This window comes from Streptomyces sp. NPDC050732 (assembly GCF_040654255.1).
Lineage (GTDB): Bacteria > Actinomycetota > Actinomycetes > Streptomycetales > Streptomycetaceae > Streptomyces.
This window is the reverse complement of the sequence record NZ_JBFAHP010000027.1, coordinates 18,443-45,242: the sequence shown is the minus strand read 5'-3', so window position 1 is coordinate 45,242 and position 26,800 is coordinate 18,443. Positions and strand designations below refer to the sequence as shown.

Below are 26,800 nucleotides of genomic sequence, written 5' to 3'. Positions count from 1 at the left end.
GCCCCTGCCATGACGACGCGTCAGGTCGAGCACGAGATCACCGTCGGCGCGCCCGCGGCCACCGTCTACCGCCTGCTGGCGGACGTGAGCCACTGGCCGCAGATCTTCCCGCCCACCATCCACGTCGAACGCCAGGACACCGGCGACCACCAGGAACGCATCCACATCTGGGCCACCGCCAACGGCCAGGCCAAGAACTGGACCTCACGCCGCACCCTGGACCCCGAGGCCCTGCGCATCGACTTCCGCCAGGAGGTCACCACCGCCCCGGTCGCCGCGATGGGCGGCACCTGGATCGTCGAACCCCTGGGCACCGACCGCGCCCGCATCCGCCTGCTGCACGACTACCGCGCCATCGACGACAACCCGCAGGACCTGCAGTGGATCGACCGGGCCGTGGACACCAACAGCACCTCCGAACTGGCCGCCCTCAAGGACAACGTCGAACACGCCCACGCCGCCGAGAGCGAGAAACTCCTCTTCTCCTTCACCGACACCGTGCACATCGACGGCGCCGCCCAGGACGTCTTCGACTTCGTCAACGAGGCCGACCGGTGGCCCGAGCGGCTGCCGCACGTGGCCACCGTACGCTTCGAAGAACCCGCCCCCGGGCTGCAGACCCTGGAGATGGACACCCGCGCCAAGGACGGCTCGGTGCACACCACCAAGTCCTACCGGGTCACCCTGGACTCCCGCAAAATCGCCTACAAGCAGGTCACCCTGCCTGCCCTGATGACCCTGCACACCGGCGTGTGGACGTTCACCGAGACCGGCCCGGGCACCACCGAGGCCAGCTCGCAGCACACCGTGTCCATCAACACCGCCAACATCGCCAAGATCCTGGGCGAGCAGGCCACCGTCGCCGACGCCCGCGACTACGTGCACAGCGCGCTGAGCACCAACAGCCGCGCCACCCTGGGGCACGCCAAGGACTACGCGGAGCGGAAGCGCTGACATGGCCGCGCAGGACGCCGACCGCACCCGCCGGGCCGGCCCGGGCCGCACCGACGTGATGGACACCCAGGTCATCATCGTCGGTGCCGGACCCGTGGGGCTGCTGCTCACCGCCGAACTGTGCCTGCACGGCATCCAGGTGGCCGTCGTCGAGCAGCGCCACCGCCCCACCAAGGAGTCGCGGGCCTCCACCCTGCACGCCCGCACCATGGAGATCTTCGACAGCCGCGGCCTGCTCACCGACCTCGGCAGGGCCCCCACCGAACCGCGCGGCCACTTCGGCGGCCTGCCCCTTGACCTCACCCTGCCCGGCGCCTACCCCGGCCAGCACAAGGTGCCCCAGACCAAGACCGAGTCGATCCTGGAGGAGTGGGCCCTCTCGCTGGGCGCGGACATCCGCTGCGGCCACCGGCTGCAACTGCTCGACCTCACCCAGGACGGCGAGACGGTCGAGGCCGAAGCCGTCGGCCGCGACGGGAACCCCGTGCGGCTGCGCGGCCGCTACCTGGTGGCCTGCGACGGCCAGGACTCCACCGTGCGCCGCCTGACCGGCGCCGACTTCCCCGGCCGGGCGGCCGCCCGTGAACTGCTGCGCGCCGACGTCGAGGGCATCGACATCCCCGACCGGCGCTTCCAGCGGCTGCCGCGCGGCCTGGCCATCGCCGCCCGCCGCCCCGACGGGGTGACCCGGGTGATGGTCCACGAGTTCGGCGCAGCCGCCCGACAGCGCACCCGGCCACCCCGGTTCGAGGAGATGGCCGCCGCCTGGCAGCGGGTGACCGGCGAGGACATCAGCACCGGCACACCCCTGTGGGTCAACCACTTCGACGACGCCAACCGCCAGCTCGCCCAGTACCGGCACGGCCGCGTGCTGTACGCCGGGGACGCCGCCCACCGCCAGATGCCCATCGGCGGCCAGGCCCTCAACCTGGGTCTGCAGGACGCCTTCAACCTCGGCTGGAAACTCGCCGCCGTCCTGGCCGGCCACGCCCCCAAGGACCTGCTGGACACCTACCACCAGGAACGCCACGCCGTGGGCAGCGCCGTCCTGGCCAACATCCGCGCCCAGGCGATGCTGCTGCTGGGCAGCGGCGAAGTGGAGCCGCTGCGCACGATGCTGGCCGAGCTGCTGCCCCACGAACAGGTGCGCACCCGCCTCGCCGGGATGATCAGCGGCCTCGACATCCGCTACGCCGGCTGCGCATCCGGCCACCGGCTGGCCGGCCTGCGGCTGCCGCACGCCCGGCTGCGGGTGGGCAGCTCCACCTGCACCACCCTGGAACTGCTCCGGTCCGGGCGCGGGCTGCTGCTGGGCCTGGAGGGCCGGGTGCCGGCCGTGGGGGAGGGCTGGGCCGACCGCATCGACCTGGTCGCGGCCCGCCCGGAGCCGGGCGGCGGGCCCGGCGAGCTGGACCAGGTGAGCGCGGTGGCGGTGCGCCCGGACGGCTACGTCGTCTGGGCGCAGGACACCGACGCACAGCCCGCCGGCGGTGAGGATTTGGCGGCCGTCCTGGAGCGCTGGTTCGGCCGCCCCCGCTGACCTGCCGCCCGCCCCTCGCCCGCCGGCCACCGCCGTGCCGCACGAGCGCCATCGAGCCCGACCGACAGAGCAGATCCGAGCGAGGAGAGGCAGGACAATCATGGCAGGGACAGCGGTGGACACCGACGTCATCGTGGTCGGCGCCGGACCGACGGGGCTGATGCTCGCGGGCGAACTGCGCCTGGGCGGGGCCCGCGTCACCGTCGTCGAGCGCCTGGCCGAGCCGACCGGGCAGTCCCGGGGGCTGGGCTTCACCGCCCGCGCCATGGAGGTGTTCGACCAGCGCGGGCTGCTGCCCCGGTTCGGGCAGGGCCAGACCCTCGCGACCAGCCCCCTGGGCCACTTCGGCGGCGTGCAGTTCGACTACACCACGCTGGAGGACGCGCACTTCGGGGCCCGCGGCATCCCGCAGAACGAGACCGAGGCCGTCCTGGAGGCGTGGGCGCTGGAGCTCGGCGCGGACATCCGGCGCGGCTGGGACGTGCTGGGCCTGGCCGAGGGCTTCGTGGACGGCGACCACGTCGAGGCCACCGTCGCGACCCCGGACGGCACCCGGCAGCTGACCGCCGCCTACCTGGTGGGCTGCGACGGCGGGCAGAGCGGCATCCGCAGGGCGGCCGGCTTCGACTTTCCCGGACTGCCCGCCGGCCGCACCATGTTCCTGGCCGACGTCGTGGGCTGCGGACTCAAACCCCGCTTCCTGGGCGAGCGGCTGCCGCACGGCATGGTGATGGCGGCCCCGCTGAAGGAGGGCGTGGACCGCATCATCGTCTGCCCGCACGGCGTCCCGGCCCGCGACCGGGACGACGACGTCACCTTCGCCGAGGTCGCCGCGGCCTGGCAGCACATCACCGGCGAGGACATCAGCGGCGGCAGCGCCCAGTGGGTGAGCTCCTTCAGCGACGCCACCCGCCAGGCCGGCCAGTACCGGCGCGGCCGGGTGCTGCTGGCGGGCGACGCGGCACACATCCACCTGCCGGCCGGCGGGCAGGGACTGAGCACCGGCGTGCAGGACGCGGCCAACCTGGGCTGGAAACTGGCCGCCACGGTGCGCGGCACCGCCCCGGCCGCGCTCCTGGACACCTACCACCAGGAGCGGCACCCGGTCGGCAAGCGGCTGCTGATGAACACGCGCGCGCAGGGCATCGTCTTCCTGGGCGGCGAGCAGTCCGACCCGCTGCGCGCCCTGTTCACCGAACTCATCGAACACGACGAGGTCAAAAGACACTTGGCGGGCATCGTCAGCCACCTCGACATCCGCTACGACGTGAACACACCCGGCACGCCCGAGGCCCCCGGCACGTCGGGTGCACCCGGCACGCCCGACGCATCCGGCACCTCCGAGGCATCCGGCGCCCCTGCTCAGGACGCGGTGCCCCCCGCCCACCCCCTGCTCGGCCGCCGGCTGGCCAAGCGCCCGCTGACCGGCGCCGACGGCGAGAGCGACACGCTGCGCCTGCTGCACCCGGCGCGCGGCGTCCTGCTCGACCTGGCCGACGACGCCGGGGTCCGTGACATCGCCGCCCGCTGGGCCGGCCGCGTCGATGTGGTGACGGCCACCGCCAAGCCGGCGGAGGGCGCCAGTGACGTACTGGCCGGCCTGGACGCGGTGCTGGTGCGGCCCGACGGCCACGTGGTGTGGACCGGCGAGGGCTCGCCGGACGGCCTGGCCGACGCGCTGGGCCGGTGGTTCGGCGAGGACCGAGCCGCGTAGTGGCACCGTCCCCCGGGCCGGCCACGGCCGGCCGGCGGCGCGAGGAACCCACCGGCGAGGGACCCGCCGGTGAGGAGACCTCCGGCGAGGAGCCCGCCGGCGAGGCCCGTCAGGCCGTCCTGGACGGTGAGGTCCCTCAGGACTCCCCGGACGGCAGGGCCTCTCTGGTTGCCCCGGACGGCGAGGCCCCTCGGGTCACCTCAGGTGGTGAGGTCCCTCAGCCCGCCCTGGGCGGCAAGGCCCGTCAGCTCACCCCGGACGGCAAGGTCCGGCGGATCGTTCTGGACGCGGCCGGGCTCGCCCTGTCCGCCCTGGTGAGCGAACCCGCCGGCACCGCCCCGCGCGCGCTGGTCGTGGCGGTGCACGGGGGCGGTATGAGCGCCGGGTACTTCGACGGGGCGGCCCGCCCGGAGCTGTCCCTGCTGCGGCTCGGGGCGCGGCTGGGCTACACGGTGCTGGCGGTGGACCGCCCCGGCTACGGCCGGTCCGCCGCCGCGCTGCCCGGCGGGCTGCCGGTCGCCGAGCAGGTCCCGCTGCTGCGCGCGGCCGTCGCCGACTTCGCCCGCCGCCACCGGGTGGGCGCGGGCGTCTTCCTGCTGGCGCACTCCTTCGGCGGCAAGCTGGCCCTGTCGGCCGCCGCGCACGCGCGGCACGGCGACGGGCTGCTGGGCGTGGACGTCTCGGGCTGCGGCCGGCGGTACGCGCCGGGCGCCGAGGACGAGGTGCGCGGCAACCGTCCCGGAAGCCGGCGCCGGCACTGGGGGCCGCTGCGGCTGTATCCGCCGGGCACCTTCCGGGCCAGTACGGGCGTGGTGGCGCCGATGCCCGCGCGGGAGGCGGCCGACCTGGCGTCCTGGCCGGGCGCCTTCGACCGGCTCGCGGCCCGGGTGCGGGTGCCGGTGCGGCTCACCTTCGCCGAGCACGAGGGGTGGTGGCGCCAGGAGGACGGTGAACTGGCCGCCCTGGCGGCCGCTTTCACCGCCTCCCCGCGCGTCCTGCTGGAGCGCCAGCCGCAGGCGGGGCACAACATCAGCCTGGGCTGGGCGGCCCGCGCCTACCATCTGCGGGCCCTGGCGTTCCTGGAGGAGTGCCTGCCCCCGCCCGCCGCCACACCCCCCGGCCCCGGAAGCTGACCGGCCGCGCCCCCCCGATCAAGACGCTCGCCTGCGACCATGTGCCGACGCCAACTCGCAGGATCCAGGCAGCGATTGGGAGGTACCGATCTTGTCCGTCCCAGGGAGAAGGATCAAGCAGGCCGTGTCGGTCATCGGGACGTCGGTGGGACTCGCCTTGTCGCTGACCCTGGCGGCACCGGGAACGGCCGCCGCCGCCGAGAGCGCACCGCCCCTGGCCCGGTTCGCGAACTACGAGTACAAGCAGTGCATCGAGGAGAACTCCTACTTCAACCTGTGGGCCCAGGCCTGCGACAAGGACTACCACGTGCAGTACTGGTGGTGGAGCGGCGCCACCAACACCTCCTCGACACTCCAGAACTACGTCTGGGACCACTGCCTGGACAGCAACAAGGAACGGCACGTCTACACCGGCGGGTGCAACGGCGGGAACAACCAGCTGTGGCAGATCATCCAGCCCGCGCCGGCCAGCGCGGTCATGCTCCGGAACACCGCGACCCGCCTCTGCCTCTACCAGACCGCCGGCGGCCTCTACCGCACGGCCACGTGCGACCGCAACGACCGCACGCAGCGGTGGACCATCGGCTGAGCGTCCGCTGTCCGCCCCCGCCGTTTCGTCCCCGCCGGGACGAAACGGCGAAAGCGGCCGCTCAGGCGTCCAGGACCACGATGTCCAGTTCCTTGAGCCGCTCGGGCCCGGCCACCAGGTCGATGGCGGTGATCTTCCCGTCCTCGATGGTGAAGTTGAAGACCACGATCGGGCGCGTCTTGGACTGCCACACGGCGCCCACCGACCCGTCGATGAGCGCGATGCGGGCCGCTTCGGCGCCGCCGGAGAAGATGCTCGCCACGCCCTGGGCGCCCTCGGTCAGCGGCGCGGCCCCGATACGCACGGCCGTGTCGTCGGCGTGCATGGTGGCATCGGGGGCCAGCAGGGTCAGCAGCCGCTCGAACTCGCCGCTGCGCGCGGCGGTCAGGAACGCGTCCACGACCTTGTGCTGGCGCTGCAGGTCGGGCAGGGGAGAGGCACCGTGCACGCGCCGGCGGGCGCGGCTGGCCAGCTGCCGGGTGGCCGCCGGGCTGCGCCCGATGATCGCGGCGATGTCGGCGAACGGCACGGCGAAGGTGTCGTGCAGGACGAAGGCGAGCCGCTCGTCCGGGTCGAGCGTGTCCAGGACCACCAGCATCGCCAGCCCCACGGAGTCGGCCAGCACGGCCGCCTGCTCGGGGTCGGAGAGCTCCTCGGTGCGGGGCTCGCCCGAGGGTTCGGCGTGTTCGGCGAGGAACTCCTCGCGGCGGTTGCGGGCGCGGAGCATGTCCAGGCAGACCCGTCCCACCACCGTGGTGAGCCAGCCGTCGAGGTTCTCCACGCTGTCGGTCTCGCTGCGGTGCAGCCTGATCCAGGCCTCCTGCACGGCGTCCTCGGCCTCGTCGGACGAACCGAGCATGCGGTGGGCCACGGCCTGCAGCCGCGGACGCTTCTCTTCGAACGCGTGCGCCAACCGTTCGTTTTCCTGCATGACCACCGTCGTCCCCTTCGATCCCGGTCGGTGTGTGACAAACGCCTGTCACATCTTCGCGCTGCCGGGCGTCATAGCAGTGACGAACGGGACCACCCGCGTGTGACGGGATGCGGAAGCCGCCGGCCACGGAAGGCTCCGCGCCCCTGGTCGCGCTTGCTCCCGGATTCAGATCGGAGCTGTCGAGCACAGGCTCCCTGACCCTTTGCGAGCATTCATGACAACTCTACGTCGGCGACCAGCGACACACGGTGACGATCCGAGCGCCGGGGCCGGTTTCCTGACCCGTTACGCCCGAATGGTCAGCGGCCGCCGCTCCAAGTGGGCCGTGCTCGTCGTCTGGTTGGTGCTGATCATGGCGGGCGGCTCCCTGGCGGCCAAGCTGGGAGACGTCCAGGACAACGACCCCGAGACGTGGCTGCCCTCCAGCGCCCAGTCGACCCAGGCGGTGGAACTGGCGGAGAAGCACTTCGCCGACAAGGACAGCAGCACCGCCATCATCATCTACGCCCGCGGCGGCGGCCTCACCGACGCCGACCGGCAGAAGATCGCGGCGGACCGCACCGAGCTGGAGAACGACGTCGCGGTGGGCGACGTGCCCAAGCCCGAGGTCTCCGAGGACGGCAAGGCCGCCTTCCTCAGCTACCCGCTGCGCACCAGCCCCAGCGACAACGCGGTGCTCACCGACGCCGTGGACGAGTCCGAGGACATCGTCAAGGGCGGCGCGCCCGACGGCCTGGACGTCCGCGTCGCCGGCGAGGCCGGCAGCGTCCGCGACTTCGCCGAGGTCTACAGCGGCATGGACGGGGCGCTGCTGGGCGCGGCCCTGGGCGTGGTCGCGTTGCTGCTCCTGCTGACCTACCGCAGCCCCGTGCTGTGGATGGTGCCGCTGCTGACCGTGTTCCTGGCCAGCCAGGTCGCCAGCGGCGTGGTCTACCTGCTGGCCAAACACGCGGGCCTGCTCGTCAACGGGCTCAGCGCGTACATCCTGATGATCCTGTGCGTGGGCGTGGGCACCGACTACGCCCTGCTGCTCATCGCCCGCTACCGCGAGGAACTGCACCGCCACGCCGACCGGCACGAGGCGATGCAGATCGCCGTGGGCCGCTCGATGCCGGCGCTGGCGGCCTCCGCGGCCACCGTGGGCGTGGCCACGCTCTGCCTGGTCTTCGGCAGCATGAACTCCACCCAGGGCCTGGGCCCGGTGGTGGCCATCGGCATCGCGGTGGTCTTCCTCGCGATGACCTCGCTGCTGCCCGCCCTGCTGGTCATCCTGGGCCGCTGGACGTTCTGGCCCTTCGTGCCGCGCCACACCCCCGGCTACGACGCGAGCGTGGAGAAGGAACACGGCGCCTGGGCGCGCGTGGCGCAGGCCGTGGGCCGCAGGCCCCGCGTCGTCTGGGCCGCCTCCCTGGGAGTGCTGGCCGTCCTGGCCCTCGGCACCGCCACGGTGGAGACCGGCCAGACCCAGGCCGAGCAGTTCACCAAGACCGTCGACTCCGTGGAGGGCCAGCGGCTGCTGGCCGAGCACTTCCCCGCAGGATCCTCGGCGCCCGCCGACATCTATGTGCCCGCCGGCGCGGCCGGCCCCGCCCTGCAAACCGTCGAGGACGTCTCCGGCGTGGAGTCCGCGGCCACCGAGCGGACCGCGGGCGGCTGGACCCACCTGACGGCCGTGTTCGAGGACGCCCCGGACAGCGCGGCGGCCAAGGACACCGTCGAACGGCTGCGCACGGCCCTGGACCGGGCCGGGGGAGAGAGCGCGGACGCCGTCGTGGGCGGCCAGACCGCGATCGTGCTGGACACCTCCGACGCCCAGAAGGACGAGGAGATGCTGCTGATCCCGCTGATCCTCGCGGTCGTCCTGCTCATGCTGGTCCTGGTGCTGCGCGCGGTGGTCGCCCCGCTCGTCCTGCTGGCCTCGGTGGTGCTCTCCTACGCCTCCGCCGTCGGCGCGGCCTCCCTGCTCTTCCACGCCATCGACTACCCGCGCATCGACCGCGGGCTGCTGCTGATCGGCTTCCTGTTCCTGGTCGCTCTCGGGGTGGACTACACGATCTTCCTGATGGCCCGGGTCCGGGAGGAGGTCAAGTTGCGCGGCCACCGCGAGGGCACCCTGACCGGCCTCACGGTCACCGGCGGCGTCATCACCTCCGCGGGCGTGGTCCTCGCGGCCACCTTCTGCGTCCTGGCCGCGATCCCCACCGTGGGCTCGCTGCAGCAGGGCCTGCTCATCGCGATCGGCATCCTGCTGGACACCTTCCTGGTGCGCAGCCTGCTGATCCCCGCACTCTCCCTCGGCATCGGCCCGCGCATCTGGCGCCCGGGCCACCCCGAGGACGAGGCGCCGCCCGCCGGCGAGCGCCCCGCCCAGACCGCCCGCGTCGACGTCGGCACCTGACCGGCGCGCCGGACGGAAGGGCGCCGCGCCGGATTCCCCCGCGGCGCGGCGCCCGCCCCCGCCCGCACTGCCCGCCAGGTCCCCGCAGACCCGGTGACCTGCCGCTGTCACACATGTCCGCCCCCGTTCGTCATAGAAGTGACGCTGCCTGCCAGCGGCGTCGATGTGGATCGAAGAGAGGAAGAACCATGGAAGCGCGCCTGCAGAACCCGGCGATGATCCTTGACGCCACCCAGCCTGTGCAGGACATGTACAAGGCGATCTACTCCGGTGGGGTCCCCAAGGCGACCCTGGACCTGGTCCACCTGCGCGCGAGCCAGATCAACGGCTGCAGCCCCTGTGTGGACTCCGGAGCCCGTGGCGCCCGCAAGGCCGGCGAGACCGAGGAGCGGCTGTTCGCCGTCGCCGCCTGGCGGGAGACGAACTACTTCACCGACGCCGAGCGCGCCGCGCTGGAACTGGCCGAGGCCGCCACCCGGCTGGCCGACCGCACCGACCCGGTGCCGGACGACGTCTGGGAGCGCGCCAAGGCCCACTACGACGAGAAGGGCCTGGCGGCCCTGGTCATGATGATCGCCCTGAGCAACTTCTTCAACCGGCTGAACGTGACCACCCAGCAGGTGGCCGGCGCCTGGGGCTGACCGGACCGGGCACGGACACGGCTGAGGCCGGCCACCCCGAGCGGTGGGCCGGCCTCAGCCGTGTCCGTCTGCCGGCTCCGGCCCGGCTCAGCCCTCCTGGGCCGCCCGCCGGGCGCGCGCCCCCCTGGCCGGCACGAGATTGATGCGCCACGACACCCCGAACCGGTCGGTCAGCCACCCGAACCGGGCACTGAATTCATACCCGCCCGCCGGCATGATGACCTCACCCTTCTCGGAAAGCGCCGTGTAGAGACGATCGAATTCGCTTTCCGATTCGCACTGCACGTATATCGCGGTCGCGGGGGAGAACTCATACGAATCCCACGGCGCAAGATCGTATCCAACGGCCCCGGGCGGCGGCATGTTCGTGCACATGAACATTTGCCCATCGAGTGTAAAGACGGCGTGCTGCAGCGTTCCTTCCTCCCACCCCGGCTCCCCGGCCCTGGCCCGGATCATCCGGTGCACCTCGGAGTGGTCGAAGAGCGCGGTGTAGAACTCCAGCGCCTCCTCGGCCTGGCTCCTGAAGGTCAGGAACGTCATCAGTTTCGGCCCCGGCGTCGCAGGCATCGTGGCTGCTCCTGTTCGTGGTCGGTGTCCCCATCAGTGTCCCCGTCGGTTTCCCGGCACGACGGTATCGGCCGCCCGCCACTGTTCAACCGAGCATTTCTCCGGTTGAACAAAGCAGTCGAGTAATCCACCACCGAAGCTCATGGAGTGGTCGAGACCCCGTCGTAACGATGTGGGCGTCTCGAACCGACCCGAAGGGTGAGTGTTCCGTGAGCGAGAACGCATTACCGGCAGCAAAATCCGCCCGTTCCGAGCGGATCGCCGCGCGAACTCGCGGCGAGAACTGGAAGAAGCCCCCGCGCCGCATAGAAGCCTCGGAGTGCATCACCTGCGACAGCTGCCTGCGCAGCTGTCCCGAGGAGTTCGGCGCCATATTCGACCGCGGCCTCGACGTCATCATCATTCCCGAACTGTGCTCGGGCTGCCCCGCCTGCGTGCTCGAATGCCCCGTCGACTGCATCTACGTCGACGAGGACTGGGACCCCACCGACGCGAGCCTGTGGAGCCACATCGACCTGTCCTCGGGCGCCTCATGAGCGGGCCGGCCGAGCGCGAGAGCCGCCGCGCCGCCAACGCCAGAAAACGCGTCAGCCGCCGCCCCAGCAGGCTGGGCACCCCCGCGGGCACCGCGCCGGGACCCGACCGCGCCCGCGAGCCCGGCGCCGGCTTCCCCGGCCTCCTGGAGCGGGTCTGGGAACGCGCCCGCACCGCCGAGGACCTGCGCACCTGCGTGGACATCCTGCTCAGCCTCGACCGGCACGTGCCCCCCGAGGTCCAGCTGCGGGCGCTGAGCACCTCCGACGAAGCCGCCTTCTGGGCGCTGTGGCAGCTGACCTGGCGCACCCGGGCCCCCGCCGCCCCCGACCCCGGCACCGACCCGGCCCCCGACCTCATCGAAGCGGCCGACGAGGAGCCCGTGTTCATCGGCGAACTGGCGCTGGCCACCACCGGCCGGATCCTCCTGCGCGGCCCCGCCCAGGGCCCCCTGGACCGCCGCGACCTGGTCGGCGGCGTCGTGCGCGTGCCCTGGTCGCTGCAGGCCGCCCGCGCCTACCACGCCGAGCTGAACCGCGCCGCCGCCCGCAACGCCCACACCCTGGCCGACTGCCGCGCCTGGCTGGAGCGGCAGGGCGACAAGGGCCGCGACGCCCTGCTGGAACAGGCCAAGGAAGCGGCCCTGCGCACCGCCCCCTTCGTCCTCTACCAGGAGCACCGGCAGTACACCAACTTCCGCGAGCAGAACAGCCTCACCGGCAAGACCCTGTGGCCCGGCCACCCCGACTGCGTCCTGAGCAGCCTGCAGCAACTGCCCCTGGAACTGTGGTCGGACCACGACGTGCAGCTGGTGGCGGGCCTGACCCTGCTCATCCGCTCGGCCGGCTTCGGCCGCGTCGAGGAGGCCAACGGCACCCAGCTGAGCATCGACCACGTCGCCGCCATGCTGGAGCGCATCCGCCGCTCCTACAACAGCGTCCCCGGCGAACCGGTCGCCCCCGCCGCCTCGCACGGCATGGAGGACCTCCACACCCTCGCCGAAGCCCTGGGCGCACGCCGCCGCCAGGTGATCCGCCAGGCCCCCCTCTACCGCGAGATCCACGGCACCCTGATGCACAAGGTGGAACGCGTCGCCGCCCCCGCCCGGGGCGCCCGCCGGCTGGACGAGGACATCAGCCGGCGCCTGGCCGAACACCTCCCGCTGCACGGCACCACCCTGGACGAACTCGGGCACAGCGCCGCCGCCGCCCCGCAGTGGCTCGCCCGGCCGCACGGGCCCTACGCCACCGGTCTGGAAGCCCTCGTCCACGAGAGCGTGGCGGCCGTCGCCGCCGTCTTCGACGTCGACTTCGCCATGAGCCGCGGCATGCGCTCCCTGCCCGCCCTGATCGGCGCGCTGCGCGCGGAGAGCTGGGCGGAGATCTGCGGCTGGGACATCACCCACTACTTCTGCTGCGTGGTGCCCCGGCCCCGGGCCCGCACCCACTTCGGCGGCTCCACCGAGGCGGTGGCCGACGCGGCCTGGGCGATGTCCTCGCGCATGCAGTACAACTCCTGGCACTTCGTCCCCGGCAACCTGCCCCGCCACCCCGCCGTGGTGGCCCGCGACCACTTCGTGCCGCCCACCATCCCCGACATCGCGTTCTTCTCCGACCAGCACCACCACGGGCACGTCAGCAACAAGGTGCGCTTCTCCATCCGCGCCCCGCAGCCCGTGGAGGTGGCCGGGCGCACCTTCAACGGCTTCGTCGACCTGCGCCTGCTGCGCTGCGCGGGCACCGCCTTCACCGAACAGGACCTGCTCGCCGCCCACCGCGCCTCACGCTTCATCGCCCGCGCCACCACCCTGGCCGCCGAACTCGCCCTGGCCGGGGCGCCGGTGCAGGTCACCGCGTTCGACGCGGCCTGGCACTGGCGCACGATCACCGCCACCGGCCCGGCCCGCCCCGACCCCCTGGGCACCCCACGATGACCGCCCCCTCGATCGGCGAACTCACCGAACGCCTGCGCCGCAGGGAGACCACCGTCACCGAGCACGTCCAGCACGTGCTGAGCGCCGTGCGCGAACAGGACACGCTGGGCGCGTTCGTCACCGCCGCCGGCGAGCAGGCCCTCAAGGCCGCCGAAGCGGCCGACCGGCGCATCCGCGAACGCGGCACCGACGCCTGGCACGGGGCCCCGCTGCTGGGCGTCACGGTCTCGGTCAAGGACCTCCTGCAGACCCGCGACCTGCCCACCACCCGCGGCTCCCTGCTGACCAACCGGCGCCCCCAAAAGGACGCCCCGGCCGTCGCCCGGCTGCGCGCGGCCGGCGCCGTCATCATCGGCAAGACGACGACCTCCGAGTACGGCTGGAGCGCCGCCACCCTGGGCCGCCTCACCCCGCCCACCGCCAACCCCTACGCACCCCACCTCACCGCGGGCGGCTCCAGCGGCGGCGCCGCCGCGGCCGTGGCCACCGGCCTGGGCGAGGGCGCCCTGGCCACCGACGGGGCCGGCTCCATCCGCATCCCCGCCGCGTTCTGCGGCGTGGCCGGCTACAAACCCTCCTACGGCCGCGTCCCCTACGTCCCCAACGGCGTCGACCGCCTCGCCCACCAGGGCACCCTGGCCCGCACCGTCGCCGACGCGGCCGCCCTGGCCGCCGTCATCGCGGGCCCCCACCCCGCCGACCCCGACTCCGGCCTCGGCTCCATCGACCAGCCCTCCCCCCGCCCCTGCCGGCGCATCGGATGGATCGAGTACGAGGGCACCACCGACGAGATCCGCACGGTCAGCGAACAGGCGATGGCCGCCCTGGCCGGCCAGGGACACCGGATCGAGCGCATCGAGGTGCGCTGCGACGACCTCTACCCGGCCCTCGTGGACATCCTGGCCGCCGCCGAAGCCGCCGGCACCGCCCGCGAGGACGAAGAACACTGCGATGCGGGCCGCCTGGAAATCGTCCGCTACGGACGCTCCCTGAGCGGCACCGCCCTGATGCGCGCCGAAGAGGTCCGCCAGCAACTGCGCACCCGGCTGCGCGCGGTGATGCGCCGCCACGGCCTGCTGGCCATGGCCACCGTCCCCATCGAGCCGTTCGCCCGCGACGCCATCGCCCCGCCCTGGGCGGCCGACCCCCGCGACCTGCTCTGGCTGGCCTGGTCGCCCGCCTCCTACCCCTTCAACATGACCGGCCAGCCCGCGGTGACCCTCCCGGCCGGCCTCACCGGCTCCGGACTGCCGGCCGGCATCCAGCTCGTGGGACCCGTCGGCGCCGACGACCTGGTCCTGAGGGTGGCCCACCGCCTGGAGCGCGAGCTCGGGCCGCTGCCCCCGCCCCGCGCCCGGCACGCGCTCGTCCCCGCCACCGAAAGGACCCCCTGAACCATGTACACCCGGTCATGGCGCTCCATCTCCGCCCAGGACGCCGTCGGCACCCCCTCCTTCGTCGCCGACCACGGCCTGTGGAGCGAGGAACAGCTGGCCGCCGCCGAACAGATCGAGGCCGACCTCGCCCACCTCGACTTCGTCCGCCTGGTCTTCGCCGACCCGCACGGCCTGGCCCGCTCCAAGACACTGACCGCCGACACCTTCCGCTCCGTGCTGCGCAACGGCATGAACTTCAGCCCCGGACCCTTCCTCTTCGACACCGGACACGCCATCGCCGTCGACTTCCTGGGCGAGCCGGGCCTGGGCGTGGAAGAACTCGCCGGCGCCGGCAACTTCATCCTCGTACCCGACCCGCTGACCTTCCAGCTCCTGCCCGGCAGCCGGCCGCGCACCGCCTGGGTCATCGGCGACGAATACCTGCGCGAGGGCAGCGCCCACCCGCTGTCCGCCCGCGCCGTCCTGCGCCGCCTGGAAACCGCCTACCACACCCACGGCTACACGCCGGTGGTGGGCCTGGAAGTCGAGTGGTACCTCACCCGGCTGCTGGAGAGCGAGCCGGGCAACCGGGGCAACGGCTTCGGCCTGCAGGGCCCCGCCCCCCAGGTCGCCCCGCTGAACGCCGGCTACCAGTTCAACCTGGATGCCCGCTACGACTCCGTCGCCCACCTCACCGACCCCCTGGCGATGCACCTGAGCGCGCTGGGCCTGCCGCTGCGCTCCATGGAACACGAATCGGGCCCCGGCCAGGTCGAGTCCACCTTCAGCCCGATGTCCGCCCTGGACACCGCCGACGCGATGCTGCTGTTCCGCACCGCCACCAAACGCTGGTGCGCCCAGCGCGGCCACCACGCCTCCTTCATGTCCCAGCCGCGCCTGGACGCCTTCGACCCCAGCGGCTGGCACCTGCACCAGTCCGTCCTGGACACCGCCGAGGGACACAACCTCTTCGCCGCCGAAGGGCCCGCCGGCGGCCTGTCCCCGCAGGCCAAGGCCTACGCGGACGGCCTGCTGGCCTGGAGCCGGGAACTGTTCGTGCTCTCGGTGCCCACCGTCAACGGCTACCGCAGGCTCAACTCCCGCCACGCCCTGGCCCCCACCCGCATGGACTGGAGCACCGAGGACCGCAGCGTCATGCTCCGCGTGGTCGGCGGCGGCACCGGCGCCCACATCGAGAACCGCAGCGGCGAACCGTGCGCCAACCCCTACCTCGCCATCGCCGCCCAGCTCTTCGCCGGCCTGCAGGGCCTGACCGGCGCCACGGAGGCCGAGCGCGGCGAACAGCCCGCCCCGGCCGCCGCCCAGTACGTGCCGCAGTCCCTGGACGAAGCCCTGGACGCCTTCCGCACCGGACGCGCCGACCAGCTTCTGGGCCGCCCCCTCACCGCTTGCCTGACCAAACTCAAGGAGAGCGAACTGCGCCGCTACCAGACCTGGCGCGCCACCACCGGCACCGACGACACCCAGGTCACCGAATGGGAACAGCGCGAGTACTTCGAGGCCTACTGACCACCCGGAGAACAGAGGTCGTTGCATGATCGCCCGATACACCCTGCCCGAGATGGCGGATCTCTTCTCCGACGAGTCCCGCTACGCCACCTGGGTCCGCGTCGAGATCCTGGCCACCGAGGCCCAGGTCCGCCTGGGGCGCGTCCCGCAGGACGCCCTGACCGACATGCGCCGGGCCCCGGTGCCGCTCGCCCACCGCATCGCCGAGATCGAGAAGGACCGCGACCACGAGGTCCTGTCCTTCCTGGCCGCCTACTGCGAGAACATCCCCGAGTCCTCGGCCCGCTGGGTCCACCTGGGCATGACCAGCTACGACCTGGTGGACACCGCGCTCGGCCACACCCTGGCCCGCGCCGGCGACCTGCTTGCGGCGGCCGGCCGGCGCCTGCGCCGCACCCTGGTGACCCGGGCACTGGAGCACTTCGACACCCTGATGGTCGGCCGCACCCACGGCATCCACGCCGAGCCGACCACCTTCGGCCACAAACTCGCCGGCTACGCCTTCGCCGTCGACCGCTCCCTGCACCGGCTGGCAGCGGCCCGCCAGGCCATCGCGGTGGGCACCATCTCCGGCTCGGTGGGCACCTACGCGCTCATCGACCCCTACGTGGAGGAGTACGTGTGCCAGTCGCTGGGTCTGGGCATCGAGCCCGCGCCCAGCCAGGTCGTCGCCCGCGACCGGCACGCCCAACTGGTGCAGGCCGTCGCCGCCATGGGCGCCTGCGTCGAGCAGATCGCCCTGGAACTGCGGCTGCTGCAGCGCACCGAGGTCGCCGAGGTCGAGGAACAGCGCGCCCCCGCCTACCAGGGCTCCAGCGCCATGCCCCACAAACGCAACCCCACCACCAGCGAACGGCTGTGCGGCCTGGCCCGCCTGCTGCGCGGCTACGCCACCACCGCCCTCGAAGACGTCGCCCTGTGGCACGAACGGGACCTGGCCCACCAGTCGGTCGAGCGGGTCATCCTGCCCGACAGCCTGGCCGTCGCCCACTTCCAGGCCACCAAGGCCGAAGAGCTGGTGGCGAACCTGCGCGTGAACACCCAGGCGATGCGGGCCGCCCTGGAGCGCACGCACGGCCTCATCTACAGTTCGGCCGTCCTGGTGGAACTGCTCGGCGAGGGCACCGAGCGCGAGCACGCCTACCGCTCGGCGCAGACCGCCGCGAACCGCACGGCGGCCACCGGCACCCCCTTCACCGACACCCTGGCCCACGAGGGCGTCGAGCTGCGCCAGGAGCTGCGGCCCGAACGGTTCCTGGTCCATCACGACGTCATACGGCGGCGATTGGAGAAGCTCGATGAGCTGGAAGACTGAACGCGTCAACGGCCCCGACCTCGACCTGGACGACGTCCTGGCCGTCTACCACGACTCCGGACTGGGCGAGCGCCGGCCCGTCCAGGACCGCGAGCGGATGGCCGCGATGGTCCGCGAGGCCAACCTCGTCGTCGTCGCCCGGGAAGCGGACGGCACCCTCATCGGCATCGCCCGCAGCATCACCGACTTCTCCTACGTCACCTACCTCTCCGACATCGCCGTCATCCGCCGCCACCAGCGCTCGGGCGTGGGCACCGCCCTGCTGGAGGCGACCCGCCGCGAGGCCCCCGACGCCAAGGTGGTCCTCCTGTCGGCCCCCGCCGCCACCGGCTACTACCCGCACGTGGGCTTCACCCGGCACGACTCGGCCTGGGTCCTCAACCCCGGCCGGCCCCTCGCGGGGCCGCCCAGCCAGCCGTAACAACCGCCCACAGCCGCGCACTTGGGCCGCCGGGTGCGACACCGGCGGCCCGCCCGGGCACCGCACACTCCACGGGGGAGGCATGAGCCACATTCCGTCACCGGCACTGCTGGAGCCCTTCGCCCCCGTGCCCGAGGCCGCCCGGCCCACCCAGCCGGGCACCCCGGCAACGGCCCGGGCCCCCACCGGCCAGCGCATCCTGGTGGTGGACGGCGACAGCGCCCTGGCCGGCTCCCTCACCGCCCAGCTGCGCCGCCACGGCCACGACCCCATCGGCGTCCGGCACGGCAGCGCGGCCCTGCAGGCCTACGAGGACGTCGAACTGGTCCTCCTGGACCTCGACCTGCCCGACCTGGACGGCCTGGAGGTGTGCCGGGCGATCCGCGAGGTCAGCCGGGTCCCCATCATCATCGTCACCGCCCGCCAGTCCGAACTGGACTGCGTCCTCGGCCTGCACGCGGGCGCCGACGACTACGTCACCAAGCCCTACGGGCTGCGCGAACTCATGGCCCGCATCGAGGCGGTGATGCGCCGCACCCGCTGGCAGCCCGCCGCGGCCAGGGAACTGGACCACGGCCGGCTGCGCATCGACGTCGACTCCCGCCAGGTCACCGTGGACGACCGGCCCGTCGCCCTGACCCGCAAGGAGTTCGACCTGCTGTGCCTGCTGGCCTCCCAGCCCGACACGGTCATCCCGCGCAAGCAGCTCCTGCAGCAGGTGTGGGGCGACTCCTGGTCACGCCGCACCATCGACACCCACGTCAGCAGCCTGCGCGGCAAGCTCGGCGCCAGCGGCTGGGTCGTCACCGTGCGCGGGGTGGGCTTCAAGCTCGGCACCGGCTGAGCACCCCCGCACCGACCGCACCCTCCCGCAGCCCTCACCTCTACGCCCACGCCCCCGCCGGCAGCGGTGCCCACCAGCCCTGGAGACACCATGATCACCCGACGCAGAGCCCTGAGCGCCACGCTCGCCACCACCGGCGTAGCACTGACCGGCGCCGGCCTCACCCCGCTGCTCGCCGCCCACGCGCGCACCCGGCCCGCCCCCGGCACCGCCCCCGCACCGGCGGCCCCGGAGAAGTTCCGGCGCCCGATGCCCCTGCTGCCCGTCAAACAGCCCCACAGCCGCACCGGCAAAGCCGACGTGTACGTGATGACCATGCGGCCCGCCCGCGCCCGGATCCTGCCCGGCGCCCCCACCGACGTCCTCACCTACGACGGCCACTTCCCCGGACCGGTCATCAAGGCCCGCACCAACCGTCCCGTGCTGATCAGACAGCGCAACCGCCTCACCGTGCCGACCGCCGTCCACCTGCACGGCGCCGCGGTGCGCCCCGACAGCGACGGCGACCCGATGGACGTCATCGAACCCGGCAAGGACCGCCTCTACCACTACCCCAACCGGCAGCCGCACGCCCCGCTGTGGTTCCACGACCACGCCCACCACCTCGAAGCCGAGAACGTCTACCGCGGCCTGTCCGGCTGCTACCTGCTCACCGACCCCACCGAACGCGCCCTGCCGCTGCCCAAGGGACGCTACGAAGTCGTCATCGCCCTGCGCGACGCCCGCTTCGACGAACAGGGCCAACTCGCCTACGCCATGGGCGACCGCGGCCGCAACACCCTGCTGGCCAACGGCGTGCCCTACCCCTACTTCCAGGTCGCCGCCCGCAAATACCGGCTGCGCCTGCTCAACGCCTCCAACCAGCGCCGCTTCGAACTGCGCCTGGCCGACGGCACCCCGCTCGTCCAGATCGGCTCCGACGGCGGCCTGCTCACCGCCCCCCACACCACCGAGAGCATCGCGCTGTCCGCGGGCGAACGCGCCGACGTCATCGTCGACTTCTCCCGCTACCCCGTGGGCTCCGGCGTGGTGCTGACCAACACCACCGGCAGCGGGCCGGCCCAGGACATCGGCGAAGTACTGCGCTTCGACGTGGTGGAAACGGCCGCCGACCCCAGCGAGATACCCGACCGGCTGCGCACCCTGCCGCCGCTGCCCCGCCCCGACGCCGAACGCGAGGTGGTGCTGCGCATGGACGAGGGCGGCGAACACCCCGGCGCCTACATCGACGAGAAGGTGTACGACCCCCAGCGCGTCGACGCCCACGTCAAGTTCAACACCAGCGAGATCTGGACGGTCACCAACGCCAACGCCCGGGCCGAACACAACTTCCACCTGCACCTGGTGCAGTTCCGCATCCTGGAACGCGCCGGGCGGCCGCCAGGGCCGGGCGAGAGCGGACTGAAGGACACGATCTTCCTCGCCCCCGGCGAAACCGTGCGCCTCCAGGCCGTGTTCGACACCTACCGCGGCCACTACCTCTACCACTGCCACATGTTCGAGCACGGCGTGCGGGGCATGATGGCCACCATGCACATCAGATGACCCGCTCAGGCCACAAGGAGGAGCCCGTGGACGCGCCGACGGGCGAGGCCGAGGGGATACAGCGCGGCCCCCGGCCGCGCAGCGTACGCCTCGCGCTGATACCCCTGCTGCTCGCGATGCTGCCCTCCTCGCTGGGCACCACCATCGTGGCGACCTCGATGCCGACCATCGCCGGTGAACTCGGCGGCACCACCTACCTGTCCTGGGCCGTCACCTCCTACACCCTGGCCGCCGCGGCCTCCATCCCGCTGTGGGGCAAGCTCGGCGACATGTACGGGCGCAAGCGGTGGCTCGTCGTGGCCATGTCGGTGTTCCTGACCGGCTCCCTGCTGTGCGGGCTGAGCCAGGACATGACGGAGCTGATCGCCGCCCGCGCCCTGCAGGGGCTGGGCGGGGGAGGGCTCGCGGTCGGCGTCATGGCGGTCATCGGCGAACTGATCCCGCCCCGCGAACGCGGCCGCTACCAGGGCATGATCACCAGCGTCATGGTGTTCTCCATGATCGTCGGCCCGCTGGCCGGCGGCGCCATCACGGACTCGATCGGCTGGCGCTGGGCCTTCTGGGTCAACCTGCCCGTCGGCGCCCTGGCCCTGGCCCTGATCGCCCGCCTGGTGCGGGTGACCGGCCGGCGCCGCAAGGCGCACATCGACTACGTCGGCGCCCTCCTGCTGGTCGGGTGCATCGTCTCCTTCGTCCTGGTGGTCACCTGGGGCGGCGTCGAACACGCCTGGGACTCCCGGGTGATCGTCACCCTGGCCGCCCTGTCCGCCGCGGCCCTGGCCGGCTTCGTCCACGCCCAGTCCCGCGCCAGCGAACCGGTCCTGCCCCCGCACCTCTTCCGCCGCCGCAACTTCTCCCTCATGGCCGTCCTGAGCTTCACCAACGGCTTCGTGATGTTCGGCGCCGTCCTCTACCTCCCGCTCTACCAACAGGCCGTGCACGGCGTCTCCGCCACCGGCTCCGGCCTGCTCCTGCTGCCCATGCTCGCCGCCCTGGTCCTCGCCTCCCAGCTCTCGGGACGCACCGTCGCCCGCACCGGCCGCTACAAGATCTTCCAGCTCACCGGCTCCGCCGCCATGCTCACCGCCGCCCTGCTCCTCTCCCACCTGGGCACCGGCACATCCCGCCTGACCGCCGCGCTCTTCATGGCCCTGCTCGGCGCCGGCATGGGCTGTCTGGGACAGAACGTGATGACCGTCGCCCAGAACAGCGTCGGCCCCCAGGAAGTGGGCGTCGCCTCCGCCGCCATGACGCTCTTTCGCACCCTGGGCCAGTCGGTCGGCGTCGCCGTCATGGGCACCTTGTTCAACCACCGCGTACGCGAGGCGATGAGCGGGCACCACGGCACCGCCCCGGCCGACACCCGCCTGGACGCCGAAGGCCTGGACCGCCTGCCGGCCGGCCTGCGCACCCTCTACCAAAGCGCCGTCGCCCAGGGCGTCCAGGGCGCCTTCCTGCTGGCGTCGCTGGCCGCCGGCCTGGCCCTGGCCGCCGCGCTCCTGGTCCGCGAGGTCCCCCTGCGCACCACCCGCAAACAACCGCAGCAGCGCTGACAAAGAAGAGAGCCGGCGCCGCGGCCCGATCGGGGGCCGCGGCGCCGGCTCGCTGGTGCGCCGGCACGCTCAGCGCGGGCTCGCCTCCACGATCGAGATCGCCGCCGGCGTCTGCACCACGCGCTCCAGCTGGAAGCCGGCCTTGGCCAGCAGCTCGGCGTACTGGGCGCGGGTGCGCTCCTTGCCGCCGACCAGCAGCATCAGCCACAGGTCGACCAGCTTCCCCGAGTGCGGGCCGTTGACCTTGTCGGGGATGACCATCTCCATCACCAGCAGACGGCCGCCGGGCTTCATCGCCTTGCGGACGTTGCCCAGGATCTCCAGGGCCTGCGGCTCCGGCCAGTCGTGCAGGATGTGCTTGAGGACGTAGGCGTCACCGCCGGCGGGCACCGCGTCGAACAGGCCGGCCTCGGTGACCGTGCACCGGCCGGACACGCCCTGCTCCGCCAGGAAGGCGGCGGCACCGTTGGTGCCCACCCGCGGGTCGCACAGGATGCCGCGCGCCGCGGGCGTCTTCTTCAACACGCCGGCCAGCAGATCGCCCCGGCCGCCGCAGAAGTCGACCACGGTGCCGTAACGCGCGAAATCGTAGGCGGCCAGCAGCGGTTCGGTCTCCGTGCCCGACATCGCGCCCATGCCGTCGGTGAAGATCGCCCCGTACTCCGCGTTGGCCTCCAGATACTCGAAGGCGCCCATGCCGCGCAGCTTGGGCAGGCTCGGCTCACCGGTGCGCACCGCGTCGACCAGGTGGCCCCAGTCCTCCCAGTGGATGGGGTGACCCATCAGCCGGGCGATGCCGTACATGGACATCGGGGCGTCCTTGAGCAGCGCGCGGGCCATCGGCGTCAGCGCGAACCGCCCGTCCTTGTGCTCGGTGAAGATGCCGTAGGTCGCAAGGAGGCGCAGCAGCCGGTGCAGCGCCTCGGGGTCCGCGCCGGCCCGCTCGGCGATCTGCGCGGGCTTCAGCGGGCCGTCCACGAGGGTCTCTGCGACACGCAGTTCGGCGGCCACGTGGATGGCCTGGCTGACCATGGCGCCCTGGACGAGTTCGAGCAGCGCGAACGGCGGCGGTGCGAGTTTGCGCGTCAGGCTCTGCAGAGCGGCGCGCACGCTTTCCACGGCACGGACGACACGGGCGGGCGGCAGTGGCGGCATGACATTCCTCCGGCTGGACGGTTGCTGAGCGATGGCTGGACGGGTGCGTGGCGGATACGGACGGAAGGTGGGGGCGGTGGAAGGACGACGGGTGGTCACCTGCCTCGAAAGAGAAGGGACGGAAAAGGGGGGAGGGGGGGAAGCCCACAGGGGGCGGCCGGGGCCGCGTCAGTCCCGCAGCGCGCGGTCCACCAGCGCCCCCGCGGCACCGGTGTACTGCCGCGGATCGAGCAGGTCCGCCAGCTCCGGGCCGCTCACCACGCCCTTCAGGCGCGGCAGTTCGGCCAGCACCTCACCCAGCGGACGGCCCTCGGCCCGCGCCCGCTCCAGGGCCTGGCCCAGCAGCTCCTTGGCCGCGGCCCGGCCAAGGCGGGGCGCCAGATACGCCGACACGCGCTCCGAGACGACCTGACCGGCCGTCATGCCGAGGTTGGCGCGCATCCGCTCGGGGTGCACGGTCAGGCCCGCCGCCAGCTCGGCGGCCGCGTGGGCGGCGCCCCCGGTCAGCCGCAGGCACTCGCGCAGCGGCTGCCACTCGGCGTGCCACAGCCCCGCCGAACGCTCGTCCTCGGCGGGCAGGCACTGCACGAGGACGGAGCTCAGCGCGGGCACCTGGACCGCGGCCGAGCGGATCAGGGTGGCAAGGACGGGGTTGCGCTTGTGCGGCATCGCCGAGGACACGCCCCGGCCAGCCCCGCCGGGCTCGGCGACCTCACCGATCTCGGTACGGGCCATCACCTGCACGTCCACCGCCATCTTGCCCAGGGCGCCCGCGGTGTGCGCCAGGGCCGCCCCCAGGTCGGTGACCGGTGTGCGCAGGGCGTGCCAGGGCAGTGCCGGGCGGGCCAGGCCCGTCTCGGCGGCGAACGCCCCGGCCAGCTGCTCCACCACCTCCTCGGCGCTCACGCCCCCGGAGGCGGTGGCCTGCTCCGCGTACTGCAGGTAGCCCGCCAGCGTGCCGGCCGCGCCGCCCAGCGACACCACGAGCCCTTCGTCGGCGACGCGCTGCAGGCGCGCGGCCGCCTCCAGGACCAGCTGGCGCCAGCCGGCCGCCTTGAGGCCGAAGGTGGTGGGCACGGCGTGCAGGGCCAGGGTCCGCCCGGCCATCACCGTGTCGCGGTGCTCGGCCGCGAGACGGGCCAGGGAGGCGGCGGTGGCCCGCAGGTCGGCGACGATCAGCGGCAGGGCCCGCGCCGCCACCAGCATCGCGCCGGTGTCGAAGACGTCCTGGCTGGTGGAGCCGCGGTGCACATACTCGGCGGCCTCCGGCGCCTGCCGGGCGACCAGAGCGGTCAGCGCGGCCACCACGGCGACCACCGGGTTCGCCGTCTGCCGGGCGGCCAGAGCCAGTTCCCGTACGTCGAAGTGGCCGGCCCGGGCGGCGGCGGTGATCGCCTCGGCGGCCGCGGCGGGCACCGTGCCCAGGCGGGCCTGCGCCCGGGCCAGGGCCGCCTCCGCGTCCAGCATCGCCTGCAGCCAGGCCAGGTCCCCGACCGCGGCCTCGACCTCGGTGCCCACCCGGACCGGCGACAGCAGCCCGGCATCCGGCTGCACGGCGGGGGCGGACTCCGCCCGGTCGCTGCGTGTCGTCCTCACGGCTGCACCTCTCTCGCCTCGCGCGCCTGACGTACCTCTCGTCCTTCTCGTGCCTGTTGTGGCTGCCGTGGGCCGGGCGCCGCCGCCGCGCCCGGCTCCCCGTCCGGCCCCGGGCCCTCACCCGCATCCGGCGGGGCGGGCAGCGCCAGCACCGCGCCCGCGATGGCGTCAGAGTCCTCCAGCGTCACCGAGCCGACCCCGGGCCGGATCCCCGCGGCCGTCACCCAGTGCACCGACTCGGTGGGCACCCCGTACGCGAAGCGCCGCGGATGCGCCGCCCCCGCGCCGCTCAGCAGCCGGTACGAGCGCGTCACGGCCAGCCCGCCCGTCTCATAGCCCTGGACGCGGTAGGGGTGGCACTGCCCCGACTCCAGCAGCCGGCGCAGCAGCGGATCGGCCGTGCGGCGCAGGTCGATCTCGGGCAGCCGGGCCTCGATCAGCGCGGTGGCCCGCACCCGCACACCGGGGATCCGCGCCGAGCTCCCCACAAAGCCCGCCCCCGCACCCCCCTCACCGGTGGTGGTGGTGACGCGGATGCCGGGACAGGACACGTCCAGCACCCCGGCCTCCATGAGCGCGAGCATCTCCTCCACCCGCCCGGCGGGCGGGCCGATGGACAAGTACGCGTTCAGCGGCGTGTACCAGCCCTCCAGCTCGTCCCGGTGCGAGGCGGCCGCAAGACCGCCGTGGTCCACGGCCAGCCGGATCTCGTTGCGCAGATCACGCAGCACGTCCAGAGCGGCCTTCAGCGGCCCGCGCACATTGCCCCGGCGCGCCTCCCGGACGTCCCGCACCAGATAGGCCCGCAGCCAGGCCCGGAACTCCGCCGGGCCACCGAAGCAACGAGGCCCGTACGGACGGGCGACGACCTCCCAGTCCCAGCGCTCCTCCCGGCCGATCCCGGCGGCCGCCAGCACCCCCTCCTGCGCCCGCCCCGGCGCCGCGCGCAGGAACCGCGCCGCGAACCGGGCCACCGCCGCACGGTCCTCACCCCGCGCGGCCAGCAGCGCCTCGTAGTACACGCACTGCACCTCTGTGGAGATCAGCGGCCACAGGTCGTCGGCGAACCGCAGCGGCCCGCGGCCCGCCGCGCGCAGCGCCGCGACATGCTCGACGGTCAGCAGCCGCGGCCGGTAACGGCCATGGGCACCCTTCTCGTTGTCGCCGCGCGAGTGGTACGGGACGCCGCGCCGCGACCCGGCGTGCAGCCGCGGCTCACGCCCCGAGGGCCGGTAGACCAGCCGCCCCCCGACCCGCTCGAACGTGCCGCCCCTGCCGTGCGTGAACAGCGACATGTAGTCGAAGAAGTTCAGGCCGAGCCCGCGCAGCAGCACGTCCTGGCCCGGCGCGATACGCGACAGGTCCACATCGGCGGGGTTGGCCGGAGGCACATAGACCAGACCGTGCCGGGCGGCGAACTCGGCCAGCCGGCGCTCGTGTTCACCCGCGCGCACGGGCAGGTGCCCCTGCGCGAGCACCACCGCGGACAGCCCCCTCAGCCGCCTGCCGTCCTCAAGCACCACCACCTGCGCCCCGCCGCCCGGCCCCGCCGCCCCCGCCTCTTCCCCTTCCTCTTCTTCCAGGGCCACCGCCCGCACCCGGTGCACCCGGATCGCCACATGCGCCGGCGCGTTCGCCACGACCTGCTGGAACGCCCAGGTCAGATACCGCCCGTACAGGGCACGGGTGGGATAGGTGTCCGGCCCCAGCGCCCGGGCCTCGGCCAGCACGTCCTGGCCGCGGGGCGTGGCGGGACCGGGCGCCAGGGCGCCCCGGCCCAGCGCCCTGGCCCACTCATAGAGGCTGGGCCCCTCCTCCAGCGGGCCGCGGATACTGACACTGCCGTCGGTGTACACCGTCACCTGCGAGGCGACGGTGTTCATCAGCAGATGCGGCGACTGCGCGGGCCGCCACACCCGGCCCGCACCGGGCGGCTCGGGATCGACGACGTGCACGGTCACCCGGTCCCACAGCGGGGACTTGCGCTCCTGCGCGCAGACCCGTTCGAGCAGGGAGAACCCGCGCGGGCCGGCTCCGACCAGACACACCTCGGTGTGCCGGCCGCTCACCAAGGCGTTCCACCCGGCGCATCGCCGTGAACCAAGGGACCTGTGGGCATGGTCGCGTGCTCCTTGTCGCGGAGGGCATACCGGCCTGAGAGCAACCGCCGAGCGGTGCGCACCCACACTCCCGACGGGTTCAGGAGGCCTGCTCAACCAGCACTCGCGTCCCGGCGGAGGACCGCGTGAGCCAAGAAGGGCGATTCGGGGGAACAGCGCGGCACCCCGAAGCCCCGGCGCCAGCCCACAGGGCCCGTCCGGATCACCTACGAGGGGGAAAGCGCATTCTGCGGCCGAGAGCGCTCTCACGCGATTATCGGAACTCCGCCGGCAGGCGCGGGCGCAGGAATGCGTGAATGAGGACATGGCGCCGCGTCGGACGCCGATCCGTCCGGCACGGCGGACAGAACACAATCCCGCAGACCTTATTACACGTGCGTGCGGCGGGGGAGACCCCGTGTACGG

General features: G+C 73.2%; 21 protein-coding genes. 16 read left to right on the top strand and 5 right to left on the bottom strand.

What is annotated here, in order from left to right; translation table 11 throughout:
• Positions 1 to 9: 9 nt before the first annotated feature.
• The 5 genes from AB0H82_RS23960 to AB0H82_RS23940 all read left to right on the top strand — a co-directional run bounded on the left by AB0H82_RS23960 (position 10) and on the right by AB0H82_RS23940 (position 5,930).
• The gene (locus AB0H82_RS23960; RefSeq protein ID WP_362995897.1) at positions 10 to 954 is read left to right on the top strand and encodes an aromatase/cyclase; all 945 of its coding nucleotides are present in this window, start codon (positions 10 to 12) and stop codon (positions 952 to 954) included.
• Position 955: 1 nt separating this feature from the next.
• Positions 956 to 2,494 (top strand): FAD-dependent monooxygenase, encoded by a 1,539-nt coding sequence (locus AB0H82_RS23955; protein WP_362995895.1) that lies wholly within the window; start codon positions 956 to 958, stop codon positions 2,492 to 2,494.
• Positions 2,495 to 2,594: 100 nt separating this feature from the next.
• Positions 2,595 to 4,208 carry an FAD-dependent monooxygenase gene (locus AB0H82_RS23950; RefSeq protein WP_362995893.1) on the top strand — a complete coding sequence of 538 codons (1,614 nt, stop codon included), beginning with the start codon at positions 2,595 to 2,597 and terminating at the stop codon, positions 4,206 to 4,208.
• 275 nt (positions 4,209 to 4,483) lie between these two features.
• On the top strand, positions 4,484 to 5,341 hold the full coding sequence (locus AB0H82_RS23945; RefSeq protein ID WP_362996041.1) for an alpha/beta fold hydrolase: 858 nt from the start codon (positions 4,484 to 4,486) through the stop codon (positions 5,339 to 5,341).
• A 91-nt stretch (positions 5,342 to 5,432) separates the two neighbouring features.
• A complete protein-coding gene (locus tag AB0H82_RS23940; RefSeq protein WP_362995891.1) occupies positions 5,433 to 5,930 on the top strand; it encodes a hypothetical protein in 498 nt (165 codons plus the stop codon).
• 61 nt (positions 5,931 to 5,991) lie between these two features.
• On the opposite strand, the gene AB0H82_RS23935 is transcribed toward AB0H82_RS23940, so the two are convergent.
• Positions 5,992 to 6,861, bottom strand: coding sequence for a sigma-70 family RNA polymerase sigma factor (locus AB0H82_RS23935; RefSeq protein WP_362996039.1), 870 nt, complete (start codon positions 6,859 to 6,861; stop codon positions 5,992 to 5,994).
• Between the two features lie 217 nt (positions 6,862 to 7,078).
• Here AB0H82_RS23935 and AB0H82_RS23930 point away from each other — a divergent pair, with 217 nt between their 5' ends.
• Both AB0H82_RS23930 and AB0H82_RS23925 read left to right on the top strand, forming a co-directional pair.
• Positions 7,079 to 9,262: an MMPL family transporter gene (locus AB0H82_RS23930; RefSeq protein ID WP_362995889.1), complete on the top strand. Its 2,184-nt coding sequence runs from the start codon at positions 7,079 to 7,081 to the stop codon at positions 9,260 to 9,262.
• A 188-nt stretch (positions 9,263 to 9,450) separates the two neighbouring features.
• Entirely contained in the window at positions 9,451 to 9,903 is a 453-nt protein-coding gene (locus tag AB0H82_RS23925; RefSeq protein WP_362995887.1) for a carboxymuconolactone decarboxylase family protein, read from the top strand.
• A gap of 87 nt (positions 9,904 to 9,990) precedes the next feature.
• Here the strand turns inward: AB0H82_RS23925 and AB0H82_RS23920 are convergent, their stop codons facing one another.
• Entirely contained in the window at positions 9,991 to 10,473 is a 483-nt protein-coding gene (locus AB0H82_RS23920; protein ID WP_362995885.1) for a VOC family protein, read from the bottom strand.
• 209 nt (positions 10,474 to 10,682) lie between these two features.
• Here AB0H82_RS23920 and AB0H82_RS23915 point away from each other — a divergent pair, with 209 nt between their 5' ends.
• The 9 genes from AB0H82_RS23915 to AB0H82_RS23875 all read left to right on the top strand — a co-directional run bounded on the left by AB0H82_RS23915 (position 10,683) and on the right by AB0H82_RS23875 (position 21,524).
• A complete protein-coding gene (locus tag AB0H82_RS23915; protein ID WP_362995883.1) occupies positions 10,683 to 11,009 on the top strand; it encodes a 4Fe-4S dicluster-binding protein in 327 nt (108 codons plus the stop codon).
• Positions 11,006 to 12,940 (top strand): hypothetical protein, encoded by a 1,935-nt coding sequence (locus tag AB0H82_RS23910; protein WP_362995882.1) that lies wholly within the window; start codon positions 11,006 to 11,008, stop codon positions 12,938 to 12,940. The genes AB0H82_RS23915 and AB0H82_RS23910 overlap by 4 nt, the downstream gene beginning before the upstream one ends.
• Complete coding sequence (locus AB0H82_RS23905; RefSeq protein WP_362995880.1) at positions 12,937 to 14,334, top strand: amidase family protein; 1,398 nt, start codon at positions 12,937 to 12,939, stop codon at positions 14,332 to 14,334. The genes AB0H82_RS23910 and AB0H82_RS23905 overlap by 4 nt, the downstream gene beginning before the upstream one ends.
• Before the next feature lie 3 nt (positions 14,335 to 14,337).
• Positions 14,338 to 15,846, top strand: coding sequence for a glutamine synthetase family protein (locus tag AB0H82_RS23900; protein WP_362995878.1), 1,509 nt, complete (start codon positions 14,338 to 14,340; stop codon positions 15,844 to 15,846).
• Positions 15,847 to 15,871: 25 nt separating this feature from the next.
• Positions 15,872 to 17,161 (top strand): adenylosuccinate lyase, encoded by a 1,290-nt coding sequence (gene purB / locus AB0H82_RS23895; protein ID WP_362995877.1) that lies wholly within the window; start codon positions 15,872 to 15,874, stop codon positions 17,159 to 17,161.
• Positions 17,145 to 17,582, top strand: coding sequence for a GNAT family N-acetyltransferase (locus AB0H82_RS23890; RefSeq protein WP_362995875.1), 438 nt, complete (start codon positions 17,145 to 17,147; stop codon positions 17,580 to 17,582). Before purB ends, AB0H82_RS23890 begins: the two co-directional genes overlap by 17 nt.
• Before the next feature lie 82 nt (positions 17,583 to 17,664).
• Entirely contained in the window at positions 17,665 to 18,426 is a 762-nt protein-coding gene (locus tag AB0H82_RS23885) for a response regulator transcription factor (RefSeq protein WP_362995873.1), read from the top strand.
• 90 nt (positions 18,427 to 18,516) lie between these two features.
• The gene (locus AB0H82_RS23880; RefSeq protein WP_362995871.1) at positions 18,517 to 19,971 is read left to right on the top strand and encodes a multicopper oxidase domain-containing protein; all 1,455 of its coding nucleotides are present in this window, start codon (positions 18,517 to 18,519) and stop codon (positions 19,969 to 19,971) included.
• 26 nt (positions 19,972 to 19,997) lie between these two features.
• On the top strand, positions 19,998 to 21,524 hold the full coding sequence (locus AB0H82_RS23875) for an MDR family MFS transporter (RefSeq protein WP_362995869.1): 1,527 nt from the start codon (positions 19,998 to 20,000) through the stop codon (positions 21,522 to 21,524).
• A 69-nt stretch (positions 21,525 to 21,593) separates the two neighbouring features.
• On the opposite strand, the gene AB0H82_RS23870 is transcribed toward AB0H82_RS23875, so the two are convergent.
• The 3 genes from AB0H82_RS23870 to AB0H82_RS23860 all read right to left on the bottom strand — a co-directional run bounded on the left by AB0H82_RS23870 (position 21,594) and on the right by AB0H82_RS23860 (position 26,344).
• Positions 21,594 to 22,679 carry a methyltransferase gene (locus AB0H82_RS23870; protein ID WP_362995867.1) on the bottom strand — a complete coding sequence of 362 codons (1,086 nt, stop codon included), beginning with the start codon at positions 22,677 to 22,679 and terminating at the stop codon, positions 21,594 to 21,596.
• A gap of 168 nt (positions 22,680 to 22,847) precedes the next feature.
• Positions 22,848 to 24,275, bottom strand: a complete 1,428-nt coding sequence (gene pcaB / locus AB0H82_RS23865) for a 3-carboxy-cis,cis-muconate cycloisomerase (RefSeq protein ID WP_362995865.1) — start codon at positions 24,273 to 24,275, stop codon at positions 22,848 to 22,850.
• Positions 24,272 to 26,344, bottom strand: a complete 2,073-nt coding sequence (locus AB0H82_RS23860) for an FAD/NAD(P)-binding protein (protein ID WP_362995863.1) — start codon at positions 26,342 to 26,344, stop codon at positions 24,272 to 24,274. Before AB0H82_RS23860 ends, pcaB begins: the two co-directional genes overlap by 4 nt.
• Between the last annotated feature and the right edge of the window lie 456 nt (positions 26,345 to 26,800).

Bases quoted from the DNA above. Each gene is read 5' to 3' on its own strand.
- AB0H82_RS23885 (WP_362995873.1), top strand. From the start codon at position 17,665: ATGAGCCACATTCCGTCACCGGCACTGCTGGAGCCCTTCGCCCCCGTG.
- AB0H82_RS23960 (WP_362995897.1), top strand. From the start codon at position 10: ATGACGACGCGTCAGGTCGAGCACGAGATCACCGTCGGCGCGCCCGCG.
- AB0H82_RS23900 (WP_362995878.1), top strand. From the start codon at position 14,338: ATGTACACCCGGTCATGGCGCTCCATCTCCGCCCAGGACGCCGTCGGC.
- AB0H82_RS23890 (WP_362995875.1), top strand. From the start codon at position 17,145: ATGAGCTGGAAGACTGAACGCGTCAACGGCCCCGACCTCGACCTGGAC.
- AB0H82_RS23870 (WP_362995867.1), bottom strand. From the start codon at position 22,679: ATGCCGCCACTGCCGCCCGCCCGTGTCGTCCGTGCCGTGGAAAGCGTG.
- AB0H82_RS23880 (WP_362995871.1), top strand. From the start codon at position 18,517: ATGATCACCCGACGCAGAGCCCTGAGCGCCACGCTCGCCACCACCGGC.
- AB0H82_RS23950 (WP_362995893.1), top strand. From the start codon at position 2,595: ATGGCAGGGACAGCGGTGGACACCGACGTCATCGTGGTCGGCGCCGGA.
- AB0H82_RS23925 (WP_362995887.1), top strand. From the start codon at position 9,451: ATGGAAGCGCGCCTGCAGAACCCGGCGATGATCCTTGACGCCACCCAG.
- AB0H82_RS23955 (WP_362995895.1), top strand. From the start codon at position 956: ATGGCCGCGCAGGACGCCGACCGCACCCGCCGGGCCGGCCCGGGCCGC.
- AB0H82_RS23935 (WP_362996039.1), bottom strand. From the start codon at position 6,861: ATGCAGGAAAACGAACGGTTGGCGCACGCGTTCGAAGAGAAGCGTCCG.
- AB0H82_RS23905 (WP_362995880.1), top strand. From the start codon at position 12,937: ATGACCGCCCCCTCGATCGGCGAACTCACCGAACGCCTGCGCCGCAGG.
- AB0H82_RS23930 (WP_362995889.1), top strand. From the start codon at position 7,079: ATGACAACTCTACGTCGGCGACCAGCGACACACGGTGACGATCCGAGC.
- purB (WP_362995877.1), top strand. From the start codon at position 15,872: ATGATCGCCCGATACACCCTGCCCGAGATGGCGGATCTCTTCTCCGAC.
- AB0H82_RS23910 (WP_362995882.1), top strand. From the start codon at position 11,006: ATGAGCGGGCCGGCCGAGCGCGAGAGCCGCCGCGCCGCCAACGCCAGA.
- AB0H82_RS23920 (WP_362995885.1), bottom strand. From the start codon at position 10,473: ATGCCTGCGACGCCGGGGCCGAAACTGATGACGTTCCTGACCTTCAGG.